We start from the raw sequence: 14,458 nt of genomic DNA on the forward strand, positions 1-14,458 counted from the left end.
CGGTGGGGCGACAACCTGCCGAAGACGCGCTCGGGCAAGATCATGCGGCGCCTGCTGCGTTCGCTCGCCAAGGGCGAAGCGATCACGCAGGACACGTCCACGCTCGAGAACCCGGCCATCCTCGAGCAGCTCGCCGAAGTGCGCTGACCGTACCGGTTGCGCATCACGCGCACGAGCCCCTGCGCGGCAATCCCGATTGCCCGCGCAGGGGCTTTTTGTTACATAACGGCATGACCGTTCCGACCCGATCCGCGCCTGCCGCGCCACCGCCCGTTCCCGAGCCGCTCGCGCGTGCCCATGCACGCTACTGGCGCTTCAACGTCGCGCTGATCGCGGTGCTGATGGCGATCGGTTTCGCCGTGTCGTTCATCGTGCCGTTCTTCGGGCCCGCGCTCGCGAGCGTGCGCTTCGCCGGGTTCAGCCTGCCGTTCTACGTCGGTGCGCAGGGCGCGATTCTCGTGTATCTCGTGCTGATCGTCGCGTACATCGGGCTGATGCAACGCGCCGACCGCACGCTGCGCCGCGCGTACGACGATCATGCGGCACGTACCGGCCATCCGAACGGCGGGCGCTGATTCATGCTGACGCATCGACTGATCCGCGCGTATGCGCTCTACACGCTGGGGTTTCTCGGGTTCGTGCTGCTGATGTGGCGGATCGAGCGCGCCACCGGCTCCGGCGTCTGGATCGGCTACGTGTTCCTGTTCGTGCCGATCGCGGTGTACGCGGTGATCGGGCTGCTGTCGCGCACGTCCGATCTCGTCGAATACTACGTGGCCGGGCGGCGCGTGCCGTCCGCGTTCAACGGGATGGCGACGGCGGCCGACTGGCTGTCGGCCGCGTCGTTCATCGGCCTGGCCGGCTCGCTCTATACGACCGGCTACGATGCGCTCGCATACGTGATGGGCTGGACGGGCGGGTTCTGCCTCGTCGCGTTCCTGCTTGCGCCGTATGTGCGCAAGCTCGCGCGCTACACGATTCCCGATTTTCTCGGTACGCGCTTTTCGAGCACGGCCGTGCGTGCGCTCGCGGCCGGCGCGGCGATCCTGTGTTCGTTCGTGTACCTGGTCGCGCAGATCCAGGGGATCGGCCTGATCGCGACGCGCTTCATCGGCGTCGATTTCGCGATCGGGATCTTCTGCGGGCTCGCGGGCATTCTCGTGTGCTCGTTTCTCGGCGGAATGCGCGCGGTCACCTGGACGCAGGTCGCGCAGTACATCATCCTGATCAGCGCGATCCTGATTCCGGTGTCGCTGATCGCGATGAAGAACGGGCTCGGCCCGGTGCCGCAGTTCAGCTACGGCAAGCTGATGGAGCGCGTCGCGGCGCGCGAGGCGCAGGTGCGCGATGCGTCCGACGAACAGCAGGTGCGCGACGCGTATCGACGACAAGCCGCGGACATCCAGACGCGGCTCGACCGGTTGCCTTCGTCGTATGCGGATGCACGCCGCCATCTCGCCGACCAGCTGGCCGACCTGCGGCGCCACAACGGGCCGCTGCGCGAGATCAGCCAGCGCGAGCGCGAGCTGGCGGACTTTCCGCGCGATCCGGCGGCGGCGCGGGTCGCGTGGACGCAGGCGCGTGACGACCTGCTGGCCCGTGCCGAGCCGCCCGTGCCGATGCACGAACCGTTTCCCGCCGCGAGCGATGACGAGCGCAAGCCGCGCGAGCGGAATTTCCTCGCGCTGCTGCTGTGCCTGTCGCTCGGCACCGCGAGCCTGCCGCACATCCTGACGCGTTACAACACGACCACGTCGGTCGCGTCTGCGCGGCGCTCGGTCGGGTGGACCCTGTTCTTCATCGCGCTGTTCTACCTCAGCGTGCCGGTGCTCGCGGTGCTGATCAAGTACGAGATCCTCGCGAACCTCGTCGGGCGGCCGTTCGCCGAATTGCCGGCGTGGGTCACGCAGTGGCATCACTTCGAACCCGACCTGATCAGCGTCGTCGAGGTGATTCGCGGTGGCATCGTGCACTGGTCGGAAATCCAGATGCAGCCGGACATGGTCGTACTGGCCGCGCCGGAGATTGCCGGGCTGCCGTACGTCGTGTCGGGACTGATCGCGGCCGGTGCGCTTGCCGCGGCGCTGTCGACCGCGGACGGGCTGCTGCTGACGATCGCGAACGCGCTGTCGCACGACGTCTACTACTGCATGGTCGCGCCCGACGCATCGAGCCAGCGGCGCGTGACGATCTCGAAGGTGCTGCTGCTCGGCGTCGCGCTGTTCGCGTCGTATGTCGCGTCGCTCAATACGGGGAAGATCCTGTTTCTCGTCGGCGCCGCGTTCTCGCTGGCGGCCTCGAGCTTCTTTCCGGTGCTGGTGCTCGGCGTGTTCTGGAAGCGCACGACGACGCGCGGTGCGATCGCCGGGATGGTGACCGGGCTCGCGGTGTGCGTGTACTACATCGTGTCGACCTATCCGTACTTCACTCAGCTGACGGGATTCGCGGGGCGCACGTGGTTCGGGATCGAGTCGATCAGTTCGGGAGTATTCGGGGTGCCGGCGGGGTTCGCGGTGGCGATCGTCGTGAGTCTGTTCGATCGAAAGCCGGATGACTACACGCGGGCGCTGGTGGATTACATCCGGCATCCGTGACGCGGGTGTCGTTCGGCATGCTCGCGTGCCGGGGCAGCCGGTATCGGCGTCGTGACGGGCGGGTCAGAGCGCGGCAATGCCGAGTTCGGCGCCCTTGGTCGTCTGCACCCGGCTGAAATCGCAGCTTCCGTCCGTCATCCCCTTGGCGTTCGGTATCGCGACGCACACGTACGCACGGATGCCATGAGGCAGTGCCACGTGGCGAAACTCGCCGACCTTGATCGTCGCGACCCGGTCGACGGCAAAGCGATCGTTGATCGGTGTCGCGCTCGACGGGATCGACATCGTCACTTCCGACGCGGCGTTCCCGGTTTGCGATTTCAGCGTCTGGCTGCTGCCGATCTCTCCGCTGACCGAGAAGCGTATCGCCGCCTGTCCCTCGGACACGCGTTGAACCGTGACCGCGAGCGTCGGCATGGCGATTCCCGCCGCGCATTTGCCGGCAGCGCACTCGCGAACGGAAAGCAGCGTGCGAAACGGGGATGCAGGCTGACCGATGACCGACAGGTCGGTAGACGATCCGCCGTCGCGCAGCGCCTTGTCGACCGGCGGGGGAGAGGTCACCGCGACGGTGGTGGTGATCGACGGCGGCGAAAATGCCGTTGCGCAAGCTGACAGCATCGTCGAAGCGACAATCGTCATGGCGAACCCTGGACTGAATCGCATGGATCTGACTCGCGGAGCTGAAACCTCGGATATCGTCAGAAGAATACACATCTTTAGCGAGCGGTGTTCGGGGTTCGATGTGCGATGGGTGCTCGGTCGACGCAGCGGACCGGACGAGCGGGTGTGCCGGCAACGGTCCGCGTGAGCGCGGCCACGATCTGCTCCGTCGAGTATGGCTTGCGTTTCATCGCCAACCTCCCGTTCCTAACGGGAAAATTGCCGCCGACACACTAACACCCGGTTGTGTCCAGGATTCCTGGAGTAGATCAGGGTTCACGCCAGCGGCAACGAGTTGACCGAGAAACTTCCGCACGATCTTCCAGACTCAGCGTCAGCTTGCGTCAAGTCGGCAAATATTTCTCGGACTTTTTGGCGCGACCTTTTACAATAATTCTTGAATCATGCAATCAATCATTTTTAATGAAGCCATGAAAAAAATCATCCCGCTTGTGTTTTTAATTTTACCCATAACCTCTTTTGCTGACGCGTGTGCCAATAGCGGGAACGTATACGGCGACTTGTCATGTACCAACCAAGCCCTCGATAAATCAAAAAAAGAACTCAATTTGATTTATCAAAAACTTTACTCTGCCACGCAGTACAAGAATGAATTTGAGCAATCTCAGAAGGCTTGGCTCAATTACCGGGACAAGCAGTGCAACGGTTATATTGCAGCCGAGGCGTCGCAATCCCAAGGCGCCGGCTCCGGTCTGATCACAAAAGATTGCCTTGCCACGATAACAAAACAGCGAGTTGATTATTTAAGGACTCTTCTCGGGAAATAGTAGCCTGACGTGATGAATTTAATTCGTATCGGAGGTGACACCCGGCCACGGATCAAAGTCGAAACTGGTTCTACGTCAATTCGATTCGACGGCCGGTATGTCGCACGCAAAGGCGGTGATTCGTCTATGACGGACGGCGCTGTTTAACAGATGCCTATTGGATTGGCCTGGTGGAGAAACTCGATGGCTGAGCGTAGCGGGACCGCCTCCTCCCAAATGGAACGGTGAACGCCGAGCACGATTACATCGCCGTGCCCGAGCTCTTTCAAGTTTCGCGCCAGTCGCTAAGGTTCACCGCACAAGGAATTGTCCGGGATGACTAGCTGACCGTATTGAGCAGAGAATCCCGCTGCTACGGGATTCAACCTCAGCTCGATGTTTCCGCCTGTCCGCACTTCTTCGATCGCGAACAATTGGGCATCACTCAGGGCAATGGAAAAGGTGTGGCAGACAACACCGCCCCTCTGTGCTGAGACCCAGTTGAATCGGAAGATCGGGACGCACGTCCCCGGACCGGCTCGACCAGTGCACATATCGCCGAGTCTCGCGCGCAACGGATGACCGAAGAGTCCTTGCGACGCTCTTGGCAAGTCGAGGAATCGACGTTTGATGGTCGGCTTGTGAGCCGAAAAACAAAAAACCCCGTAAGTCATTGACTTTGCGGGGTTTTCGACATTGTTCTGGCGGAGAGAGGGGGATTCGAACCCCCGATAGGCGATTAACCTATACACGCTTTCCAGGCGTGCGACTTAAACCACTCATCCATCTCTCCGGAAGACCGAGAGTATAGCAAACTCTGGCGGCAGCCCGCCACTCCCTTCGGCGATCTTCGGAAATCCGTCGTCATCGACAGCCATACCGACCGCGGCTCGCCTTGTATCGGGTACCCGCCGGTCGTCGGCGGCCAGTACGACTTGTTCGTGACATTGCGTACGATTGCGCGCAACGTCGTCTTCCTGCCGAACAGCGCCGTCGCACAACGCGCACCGAGATCATAGCGGTCCCACGCCGGGATCGACGCCACGCGACCGCCGAGCGGACCTCGGGGCGAACATGCGATCATGAGCCGTTCGAATGCGTCGCCATTGTTCGCGCGTGCCGGCAGCGGCCTGCGCGGCCGAAGACGGCGACGCCATCCCGTTCGCAAGCTCCCTTCAGAAGGAACGCCACGCCATGTCGCTGTCCGCCTTGCTCGCTTTTGCCCTGATCCTCTCCGTCGGCGTCGCGACGCCCGGCCCGACGGTGTTGCTCGCGATGAGCAACGGCTCACGGTACGGATTGCGTCACGCACTGGTCGGCATGCTCGGCGCCGTTACCGCCGATGTCGTGATGGTCGCGCTGGTCGGGTTCGGTCTCGGGATGCTGCTCGAAGCATCGGAAACGGCGTTCGTCACGCTGAAGCTGGCCGGTGCCGCGTGGCTCGCCTATGTCGGTGTGCGGATGCTGCTCTCGTCCGGCGGTCGTGCTGCCGCGCAGGCAGTCGGTCAGGCGATGCCCGATCGGCGGACCGCGTTCCTGAAGAGTTTTTTCGTCGCCATGAGCAACCCGAAGTATTACCTGTTCATGTCCGCGCTGCTGCCGCAGTTCGTCGACCGGTCGCACGCGATCGCGCCGCAGTACGCGATCCTCGCGGCGACGATCGTCGCGATCGACGTCGCCGGGATGACCGGCTACGCGCTGCTCGGCGTGCACTCGGTGCGCGTGTGGAAAGCGGCCGGCGAGAAGTGGCTGAACCGCGTCAGCGGGTCGCTGCTGCTGATTCTCGCGGGATATGTCGCGTTGTACCGCAAGGCCGCGAACTGACGCGACGATGCTTCCGGCACACGATCTCGGCCAACCGGCCCGGCGATGAAGCCGATCGAACGCTTCGCGCTCGAAACGCACGACGGTCCGTACGAAACGTGGCCGTCGCGCACCGCCGTGCTCGTGAACGGCGAGCGCTCCGGCCTCACGGTTTCCGGTTACGTGCTGCTTCGCCAGTTCGAGACGCCGGCCGCTTATCTGCTCGTCACCGACTACGACTGCCTGTTCGAGGAGGCCGTCACGTTCACGCTCGTGTCGAAGGATCCATTGACGGAAATCGCGCGGCGCACGGTCGGCGCGATGTATGCGTCGTGCCATCTGGACGACCTCGCGTGGGCCGACGACCGGCATTTCAGCGCGACGTTCGTGGACATCGACGGACGATGGGATTTTACGATTCGTGACCGATCGGTGCCGTTCATCCTGCCCAGGCTCGGGATGAATCGCGTGCGGGATCGCTAATGCGCGATCGGTGTCCGCGAGGGGATTGGCCCCGTGAGTGCGCCGCCTGAAACCCGCTCAAACAGGCGGTTTCATTTCTCTTTCGCATTGATCGGACATGTAAGTTTCGGCGTGTCCGAATCTCGCGTGGCCAGCCCGCATCGCGGCAGGAGCGGGGGCACCCGGGCACGACGTCCGTTCATCACCTTACAAAATGAATGGAAATTGAAAGAATTCCTTCCCTTGACGCAAGGCGCTCGGGCCATTTATTGTCCGTCTGCCGCCCGTGAGAGAGCACGGCGGTTATCGCGGATGCGCGCCACGCGCGCACGACAACACGCAGCAGAAAGCAGAAAAGGAAACGTGGTAGCCACATGAAGCCGCTATTCGATGACAAGAACTCCGATGCGGTCAGCGATCGTCCTTCCACCCCGTCTTCGTCACCCGTCGCCGTGCCTGCCGCCGCCGTCACCGTGCCGGCCGCGCGCCCGACGGAGAATGTCCGCCTGATCACCGTCGACGAGATCGACCAGCTCGGCGCGACGCAGGGCACGCGAATCGCCGCTTTTTCCCAGCAGATTCTCGCGAGCGTCCGCGCGTCGGATGCCGACCAGTTCGGTGACAAGCTCAACGAACTGATCGCGACCGCGAAGGGGCTCGATCCGCGCGGTGCCGACAAGGGCGGGCTGCTCACGCAGGTCACGCGGCTGTTTCGCTCGACCAAGGAGAAGCTGCTGTCGCAATACGAATCGGTGAGCAAGCGGATGGACACGCTCGTCGTCGAGCTCGAGAGCCATGCGCGGCGCCAGAAGGCCGGCATCGACGAGCTCGAGCGGATGTACAACGACAACTACGCGCTGCACCAGGAGCTCGCGCAGTCGAAGGCGCTCGGCGAAACGGCGCTCGCGACGCTGCGTGCGCATCTCGCGGCCGGCCAGCAGCCGGCGGACGACGCGTTCGCCGCACAACGCCTGCTCGACGTGCAGCGCAAGGTCGACGCGCTCGAAAGCAAGCTCGACGACCTCGACCGCGCGATGCTGATGTCGAAGCAGCTCGCGCCGCAGATCCGCATGGAGCAGGACCAGAAACGCACGCTGACGTCGAAGTTCATGACGATCAAGACCGTGCTGATCCCCGCGTGGACCAATGCGTTCGCGCTCTACCTCGAGCAGCTCAGCACGAAGCGCGCGGCGGCACTCGCGAACGCGACGTACGACGCGGCCGACGAGGCGATCCGCGCGCAGGCCGACCTGAACCGCCAGAACGCGCAGGAAGTCGCGAAGCTCGGCCAGCGCCCGGTGATCTCGACCGACACGTTCGAATACGCGCAGCAGCAGCTGTTCGGCGCATTCGACGACATCACGCAGATCATCGCCGACGGCAAGCGCCAGCGCGAGCAGGACGCGCCGCGCCTGCGCCAGCTCGAACAGGACCTGATCACCCGATTCGCTCCGAAGCACAACTGAGAGAACTGAGAGAACACCGCATGATTACGCTTGAGAAACGCGCGGCGAAGGTCGCGATCGTCCTCGAAAAACGCCAGATCCTGAAGCCGCCCGTCGTGCGCGTCGGCGCGGCGCTCGACATCTCCGGCTCCGCGAAGCCGCTCTACCAGTCGGGCGTGATCCAGGAGACGCACGACCGGATCCTCGGCATCGCACTGAAGTTCGACGACAACGGCGAAGTCGACACGTGGACCTTCACCGAAGGCTACAACCGGCTGCCGACCGCGACGCCGGACAACTACGGTTCGTACATTTCCGACCACGTGCTCGAAGCGCGGATCGACAAATGGGGCGGCACGCAGTACGCGCCGGTGATGAACGACATCGTCGACTTCTTCTTCCGCGCGCCGCAGCCGTCGCCGCGACGCGAAGAGAAGCGCGGTTTCCTGAGCCGGCTGTTCGGCGGCGCGGACGAGACGCCGGCACCGGCGGCTTCCGCGCCGGTGAACGGCCATCTGCCCGCATGGGTACTGTTCGTCACCGACGGGCAGAACCCGAAGAACGATCGCAAGCGCGTGCGCCAGCTGCTGGCCGAGTCGCAGCACTACCCGCTGTACTGGTCGCTCGTCGGCGTCGGCGACCCGAGCGAATTCGGCTTCCTCGCGGAAATCGCGGAAGAGATGCCGAACGTCGGCTTCCTGCATCTCGAATCGCTCGACATCAGCGACGAACAGATCTACGAACAGTTGATCACGCAGGAATTCTGCGACTGGGTGCGCGCGAAGTAAGCGCGGCCCGCACGTCATTTTTTCCCGAAACTCGAACCCCACATCATGTTGAAAGACTTCAAGATCCCGCTGTCGCTCACGGCGCTCGCACTGGTCGCCGCGTATTTCCTCGGCGGCGTGAAAGACATGCTGATCGTCGCGGTCCTGTGCGTGCTCGAAATCTCGTTGTCGCTCGACAACGCGGTCGTCAACGCCTCCGTGCTCAAGAACTGGTCGGAGAAGTGGCGCAACCGCTTCATGGTGTTCGGCCTGCCGGTCGCCGTGTTCGGCATGCGGCTCGTGTTCCCGCTGCTGATCGTCGCGGTGATCGGCCACATCGGCATGTGGGATGCGCTGACGCTCGCGATCGAGTCGCCGGAGAAGTACGCGGCGATCCTGACTTCCGCGCATCACCAGGTGTCGGCGTTCGGCGGCGCGTTCCTGCTGATGGTGTTCTTCAAGTTCATGCTCGACACCGAGAAGGACGAGCACTGGATCGGCTTCCTCGAAAGCCCGATGCGCCATCTCGGCCGCATCACCGCGCTGGAAGTGGCGCTGACGCTCGCGATCGTGATCGTCGCGTCGTTCTACGTGCCGTCGGCGGAACAGGTCGCCTTCCTGCTGGCGGGCGCGTTCGGCGTGATCAGCTTCGTGATCGCACACGGTATCGGCGACCTGATCGGCGGCGAGGAAACGGGCACGCGCGTGGTGCGCGAAGGCGTCGCGGGTTTCATGTATCTCGAGGTGCTCGATTCGTCGTTCAGCTTCGACGGCGTGATCGGCGCATTCGCGCTGTCGAACAACATCTTCCTGATCGCGCTCGGCCTCGGCGTCGGCGCGGCCTATATCCGGGAGATGACGCTCGTGCTGCTGAAGAAGGGCACGCTCGCGCAGTACCGCTATCTCGAGCACGGCGCGTTCTGGGCGATCGGTGCGCTCGCAACGATCATGTTCCTCGGCGTGAAGTTCGAGGTGCCCGAGGTCATCACGGGCCTGGTCGGCGCGGCGATGATCGCCGCGGCCGTGTGGTCGTCGATCGTCGTGCAGCGCAAGGAAGATCGCACCGCGGTGGCCGGCGAATAGGCGCGCGCCGCACGAAAACCATCAACGAGGGGGCCGCGCAGGGCGGCCCGGCATTGCCGCCGGCGCAACGGCGGTTCCAGCAGAAGAGGTTCAGATGATCAATTTGTCGAAAGGCGGTCGCGTCAACCTGTCGAAGGAAGCGCCCGGCACGCAGAAGTTCCGCATCGGTCTCGGTTGGGACGCGAACGCGACGGACACGGGCACGGATTTCGATCTCGACGTGTCGGTGTTCCTGTGCAAGTACGACGCGCAGAGCAATCCGAAGCTGATCTCGGATCAGCATTTCGTGTTCTACAACAGCGAAGTGCGCACGATGGAGCGCAAGGAAACCTTCATCCAGCCGGGCGACGATTTCCCGAAGCGCGGGATGCCCGCGTCGAAGTGCCTGGGTGTCGTGCATAGCGGCGACAACCGCACGGGCAGCGGCGGCGGCGACGACGAGGTGATCTTCATCGACGTGACGAAGCTCGCCGCGGACATCGAGGAAATCTCGGTGGTCGTGACGATCGACCAGGCCGAAGCGCGCCGCCAGAATTTCGGCCAGGTGCGCAACAGCTACATCCAGATCGCCGACGAGGTGTCGGGCGCGGTGATCGCGAAGTACGCGCTCGAGGAGGACTTCTCGATGGAGACGTCGGTGCAGGTGGGCAGCTTCTATCGCCGCGACGGCCACTTCATGTTCAAGGCGGTCGGCGCCGGCTACAACCGCGGCCTGGGCGACTTCGTGCGCGCGTACGGCGGCGCGGTCTGACTGTCGGCAGTCCGGCCGGCGGGACACCGCCGCGCCGGGCAGGAAGCAGCGATGACGAATCCGTCCGACGAGCCGAAACGGCTCGAGTTCGATACGACGCCCGAGCGCACGCCCGGGCGTCTTGCGTTCGACGCGCCGCCCGCGGCCGCGACGACGCCGGGCACGCGCGCGCCCGAGCGGCCGGCACCGCAGGCGCTCGACTTCGGGCCGGCGCCCGACAGGCCCGTGCGCACCGCGCCGGCTGAGGCGGTCGGCCGCGCGGTGTTCGGCGAGTCGAACCATCCGCAGCTCGAAGCATGCTTCCGCGCCGCGCAGGCCAGCTTCCCGAATCTCTATCCCGACTACGCGCCACGCATCGAGCGGCACATCCGGCAACTGGTGCCGCTGAAGCTCACGACGGTCGCGACGATCGGCGACGGCGCGCTGGAGACGGCGGGCAACCTCGTCGAAGCCGTCGCAGCCACCACGCGCGAATTCAACGAACTCGGCGCGGCCGACATGATGGCCGGCATGCTCGCGCAGGCGACGCGCAAGGCCGGCATGTTCGAACGCTGGTTCGGCGGGGCCGCCGGGCATGTCGATTATCGAGCGGCGCTCGGTGCGCTCAAGCAGTCGCTCGGCTTCTTTCCGCGCCGCACCGAGGAACTCGCCGCGAAGGTTCGCCATGCGGAGGAAAATCTCGTGGTCGTGCTCGCGGCGCTGAGCGCGGTGTCGGACGTCGTGCGCGCACCGGACGATGCGGGTGTCGAGCGCACGCTGTTCGACCGCCGCAACATCGTCGGGCAGGCGGTGCAGCAGATCCGCATGCAACCCGCGCAATTGCGCGGGCTCGACGAGCGCGTGACCGATCTGCTGTCGCGCGCCGATCACCTGATGAACGTCGTGCTGCCGGCGGCGCTGGCGGCGCGGCCGCAGCGCTGAGCGAACGGCGCGTTGGGCACGAAGCGCACGAATGCGCGCGCCGTGGCGCGCGCATTCGCTGCGCGGGCCCACCACGCCACGTCACGCCATTTCACGTGCCCCGGCGCGAGTCTGCTATCTTCCCGGGCATCTCATTGCTTTCCCGCCGATTCTCCATGACCGACCGCATCGTTGCCGCATTCGATTTCGACGGCACCATCACGACGACCGACAGCTTCCGCCATTTCGTCCGCTATGCGGTCGGCACGCCGCGCTTCGCATGGGCCGGGCTGCGTGCACTGCCGTGGATCGTCGCGATGAAGGCCGGGCTGCTGTCGCGTGGCGATGCGAAAGCGAAGTTCGCGTCGTTCGCGTTCGGGCCCGTGCGCGAGGACGCGCTCGATGCGCAGGCACGCACGTTCGTCGACACCTACCTGCCGGGCCTCGTGCGTCCGGAAATGCTCGAACGCATTCGCGAGCACCGGGCACGCGGGCATGAAGTCGTGCTGGTGAGCGCGTCGCCGTCGCTGTACCTGGAGAAGTGGGCGAAGACGGCCGGCTTCGATGCGGTGCTCGCGACGCGGCTCGCGTTCGAGCGCGGCACGTTTGCCGGCCGGCTCGACGGCGAAAACTGCTGGGGGCCGCAGAAGGTCGTGCGGCTGCGCGGGTGGTGGGGCAACCGGCCGCCGAAACAGCTGTTCGCGTACGGCGACAGCCGCGGCGACAAGGAAATGGCCGAGCTCGCGAACTGGTCGTGGATCCGCGGGCAAGGGCCGATGCCGCCGATCGGCGGCTGAGCCGGCGCGGCGCCGGTCTTACATCACGCGTCGGCTTGCGCGTGGCGAGCGCGGCGCGACGGTCGATGCGGGCCCCAGCGATTTGCACGCGCGAAGGTGCCGACGTCGTTGAAGCGCACGCCGACTTCACGCAGCGCCGCATGCGCGGTGTGCGCGGTCAGCTGGCGAATGTAGAACGGGTCGCGCACCACGAAGTGATGGATCGCATGCGTGCTGCCGAAGTTGAAGCAGAACAGCTGGAACGGCAGCATCCACCACGGGTTGAGCACCTGCGTCTGCTGGATCACGTTGCGTGAATCGATATCGCCGAAGTAATGCATGTTCGAGCTGACGAAGTTGATGCAGAAGCTGCGCACGAAGTTCGGCCCGAGCCACACCACGGCCAGGAAATCGACGACGCTCATCACGCGCGCGACGATGGCCGGCACCGTCACCGCGTAGCCGAACGCATGCAGCGCGAACAGGCCGGCGTGATAGACGATGAACGCATGCCACAGCACGTAATACACGTGACCGACCGGCATGTACGACGACACCTGCTCGACGCGCAACTGCAAGCGTTCGGACGGGTCCTGCACCGGCTGAGCGGCCACGTACTGCTTCACCTTGCGGCGCATCGCGGCCGGCCGCAGCACGACGGCGAGCATGCCGTCGGCGATCATCAGCAGGCGCTTCACACCCCAGCGCTCGCCGTTGGTGATGCCGAATTCCTCGAGATCCGATTCGCCGCCCGACACTTTGTGGTGATGCAGGTGCATGCGCCGCCGCGTCCACGGGTTGATCGTGCCGGGCCGCGTGAGCCAGCACAGCGCCATCATCAGGTGATAGGCCCACGGCGTCTTCTTGAAGTACATCAGGTGGATCAGGTCGTGCTCGAGCTCGTGGATCAGCGACGTGACGAACGCGGCGAGCGGCAGCGCGACGTACCACGCGATCGCCCCGCGCGCATACAGCCACGCGATCGCGAGCATCGCGCTCACCGACACGGCCATCACGGTCGCGCCGACGAGGTTCTGGTTGTCGAGCAGCGGAAAGCGCGCGCGGATCGCGTCGCTCGCGGCGTTGACCTCGCGGCGGACGTACGCGACCTTGTCCGCGTCGTGGCGAAAGGCGGTTCGTGCGGGTTGGCTCATCGACCGGATTCCTGCGGAAAGAGTGGGGCGTTATGCCGATGTGACAAGCATAGGCGCGCACCGGGCCGCCCGCGAGGGCCGCGGGTGCCAATGGCGGTGTCATTTCGGGCCACGTTGCCCGGCCGGCGCGGCTAGAGTCTCGCCCCGGTGTCATTGCGGGCCAGCGGCGCTACAATCCGCCGAAACCGCTCCGGAGTCCTCCGCATGGCCCTGTCCGTCCCGGATGCCGCGCGCCAGTTGAACAAGGCGACGGTGTCGTCCGCGTATGCGCTGTTCATGCTGATGCTGGCCGAGGAGCGCGGTATCGACGGCGGACGCATTCTCGCGGGCTCGGGTGTCGAGCGCGACCGGCTCGCGCAGCCCGATGCGCGCATCACGCCGCTGCAACAGGCGGCGATCGTGTTCAACCTGCTCGACGCGACGGACGATCCGTCGATCGCGATCGAGATCGGCCTGCGCAGCAGCCTGACGAAAGCGGGACTGATCGGCTTCGGGCTGATGAGCTGCGCGACGCTCGGCGAGGCGATCTCGCTCGGCATCCGCTACCTGCCGACGCGCGTGCCGTTCTTCTCGGTGCGGCTCGCACGGCTCGACGGGACCGTCGACATCGACGTGCTCGAAGCGTTTCCGCTCGGCCGGCTGCGGCAGTTCGCGGTCGAGAACTTCCTGGTCGAGACGGCGATCCTGTTCAATTCGCTGCTGTATCCGGTGCCCGGACGCACGTTGCAGTCGCGCGCCGAACTCCATTTCGAATGGCCCGAGCCGCCGTGGTTCGAGCGTTATCGCGCGCGGCTGCCGCGCTGCCATTTCGACGCGAGCGCGAACCGCATCCGTTGCGATGCCGCGCTGCTCGACGAACCGATCGGCACCGCGAACGCGCACACCGCGCAGATGATCGTGCAGCAGTGCGAGGCCGAACTCGCGCGGCTCGGTTATGCGGAAAGCATCGTCGAGCGCGTGCGCAACCTGCTGATCTGTGGCGAGGGCGGCTATCCGGCGGTCGACGACGTCGCGCGCGAGCTGCATGTATCGGCGCGTACGCTCAAGCGCAAGCTCGCCGAATACGGTGCGACCTATTCGACGCTGCTCGACGAGATCCGGTTGCGCGACGCGCTGCGGCTGCTCGAGGGAACGCGGCTGCCGGTGGACGAGATCGCCGCGCGCGTCGGTTATACGGATCGCGCGAACTTCACGCGTGCGTTCAAGCGCTGGACGGGTGTCGCGCCGAGCGAGCGGCGCTGAACGCGGGCATGCGCCGGCCCGCTTGGCGGGACTGCCGCTTCATGCTCCACG

At 65.0% G+C, this 14,458-nt stretch carries 14 protein-coding genes, 1 tRNA gene and 2 pseudogenes; 13 read left to right on the forward strand and 4 right to left on the reverse strand.

The genetic code is table 11. The features are described from left to right. Positions 1–230: 230 nt before the first annotated feature. On the forward strand, positions 231–575 hold the full coding sequence (locus FOZ70_RS35365) for a DUF4212 domain-containing protein (protein ID WP_021163615.1): 345 nt from the start codon (positions 231–233) through the stop codon (positions 573–575). A 3-nt stretch (positions 576–578) separates the two neighbouring features. Beyond that, entirely contained in the window at positions 579–2,594 is a 2,016-nt protein-coding gene (locus FOZ70_RS35370) for a sodium:solute symporter family protein (RefSeq protein ID WP_048026243.1), read from the forward strand. A gap of 63 nt (positions 2,595–2,657) precedes the next feature. Here the strand turns inward: FOZ70_RS35370 and FOZ70_RS35375 are convergent, their stop codons facing one another. Next, entirely contained in the window at positions 2,658–3,311 is a 654-nt protein-coding gene (locus tag FOZ70_RS35375) for a hypothetical protein (protein ID WP_225723123.1), read from the reverse strand. A 350-nt stretch (positions 3,312–3,661) separates the two neighbouring features. Here FOZ70_RS35375 and FOZ70_RS35380 point away from each other — a divergent pair, with 350 nt between their 5' ends. Further along, positions 3,662–4,045: a lysozyme inhibitor LprI family protein gene (locus FOZ70_RS35380; protein WP_226233751.1), complete on the forward strand. Its 384-nt coding sequence runs from the start codon at positions 3,662–3,664 to the stop codon at positions 4,043–4,045. A gap of 9 nt (positions 4,046–4,054) precedes the next feature. Continuing rightward, positions 4,055–4,159, forward strand: a pseudogene (locus tag FOZ70_RS38345) (PAAR domain-containing protein); the annotation flags it as partial. 567 nt (positions 4,160–4,726) lie between these two features. Here FOZ70_RS38345 and FOZ70_RS35385 read toward each other — a convergent pair. Next, positions 4,727–4,817, reverse strand: a tRNA-Ser gene (locus tag FOZ70_RS35385). Positions 4,818–4,877: 60 nt separating this feature from the next. Continuing rightward, a pseudogene (locus FOZ70_RS38350) lies at positions 4,878–5,063 on the reverse strand (hypothetical protein); the annotation flags it as partial. A 155-nt stretch (positions 5,064–5,218) separates the two neighbouring features. Here FOZ70_RS38350 and FOZ70_RS35390 point away from each other — a divergent pair. The 8 genes from FOZ70_RS35390 to FOZ70_RS35425 all read left to right on the forward strand — a co-directional run bounded on the left by FOZ70_RS35390 (position 5,219) and on the right by FOZ70_RS35425 (position 12,032). Beyond that, positions 5,219–5,848, forward strand: a complete 630-nt coding sequence (locus FOZ70_RS35390) for a LysE family translocator (RefSeq protein ID WP_059486461.1) — start codon at positions 5,219–5,221, stop codon at positions 5,846–5,848. 45 nt (positions 5,849–5,893) lie between these two features. After that, a complete protein-coding gene (locus FOZ70_RS35395) occupies positions 5,894–6,310 on the forward strand; it encodes a hypothetical protein (RefSeq protein WP_021163609.1) in 417 nt (138 codons plus the stop codon). Positions 6,311–6,663: 353 nt separating this feature from the next. Next, positions 6,664–7,755 carry a toxic anion resistance protein gene (locus FOZ70_RS35400; RefSeq protein WP_048026225.1) on the forward strand — a complete coding sequence of 364 codons (1,092 nt, stop codon included), beginning with the start codon at positions 6,664–6,666 and terminating at the stop codon, positions 7,753–7,755. Between the two features lie 20 nt (positions 7,756–7,775). Continuing rightward, positions 7,776–8,522 carry a VWA domain-containing protein gene (locus FOZ70_RS35405; protein ID WP_059493155.1) on the forward strand — a complete coding sequence of 249 codons (747 nt, stop codon included), beginning with the start codon at positions 7,776–7,778 and terminating at the stop codon, positions 8,520–8,522. Positions 8,523–8,567: 45 nt separating this feature from the next. Beyond that, entirely contained in the window at positions 8,568–9,584 is a 1,017-nt protein-coding gene (locus FOZ70_RS35410) for a DUF475 domain-containing protein (RefSeq protein ID WP_021163606.1), read from the forward strand. A gap of 94 nt (positions 9,585–9,678) precedes the next feature. Further along, positions 9,679–10,335: a TerD family protein gene (locus tag FOZ70_RS35415; protein WP_021163605.1), complete on the forward strand. Its 657-nt coding sequence runs from the start codon at positions 9,679–9,681 to the stop codon at positions 10,333–10,335. A 51-nt stretch (positions 10,336–10,386) separates the two neighbouring features. Continuing rightward, on the forward strand, positions 10,387–11,256 hold the full coding sequence (locus tag FOZ70_RS35420; protein WP_059619892.1) for a hypothetical protein: 870 nt from the start codon (positions 10,387–10,389) through the stop codon (positions 11,254–11,256). A 155-nt stretch (positions 11,257–11,411) separates the two neighbouring features. After that, on the forward strand, positions 11,412–12,032 hold the full coding sequence (locus tag FOZ70_RS35425; RefSeq protein WP_021162444.1) for an HAD family hydrolase: 621 nt from the start codon (positions 11,412–11,414) through the stop codon (positions 12,030–12,032). 23 nt (positions 12,033–12,055) lie between these two features. Here FOZ70_RS35425 and FOZ70_RS35430 read toward each other — a convergent pair whose 3' ends face one another. Then, positions 12,056–13,165, reverse strand: coding sequence for a fatty acid desaturase (locus tag FOZ70_RS35430; RefSeq protein ID WP_219707758.1), 1,110 nt, complete (start codon positions 13,163–13,165; stop codon positions 12,056–12,058). Positions 13,166–13,369: 204 nt separating this feature from the next. On the opposite strand from FOZ70_RS35430, the gene FOZ70_RS35435 reads away from it, so the two are divergent. Beyond that, the gene (locus FOZ70_RS35435) at positions 13,370–14,407 is read left to right on the forward strand and encodes an AraC family transcriptional regulator (RefSeq protein WP_059528420.1); all 1,038 of its coding nucleotides are present in this window, start codon (positions 13,370–13,372) and stop codon (positions 14,405–14,407) included. Positions 14,408–14,458 lie beyond the last annotated feature (51 nt).

The sequence above is a fragment of the Burkholderia sp. COPS genome (assembly GCF_019425585.1).
Lineage (GTDB): Bacteria > Pseudomonadota > Gammaproteobacteria > Burkholderiales > Burkholderiaceae > Burkholderia > Burkholderia cepacia.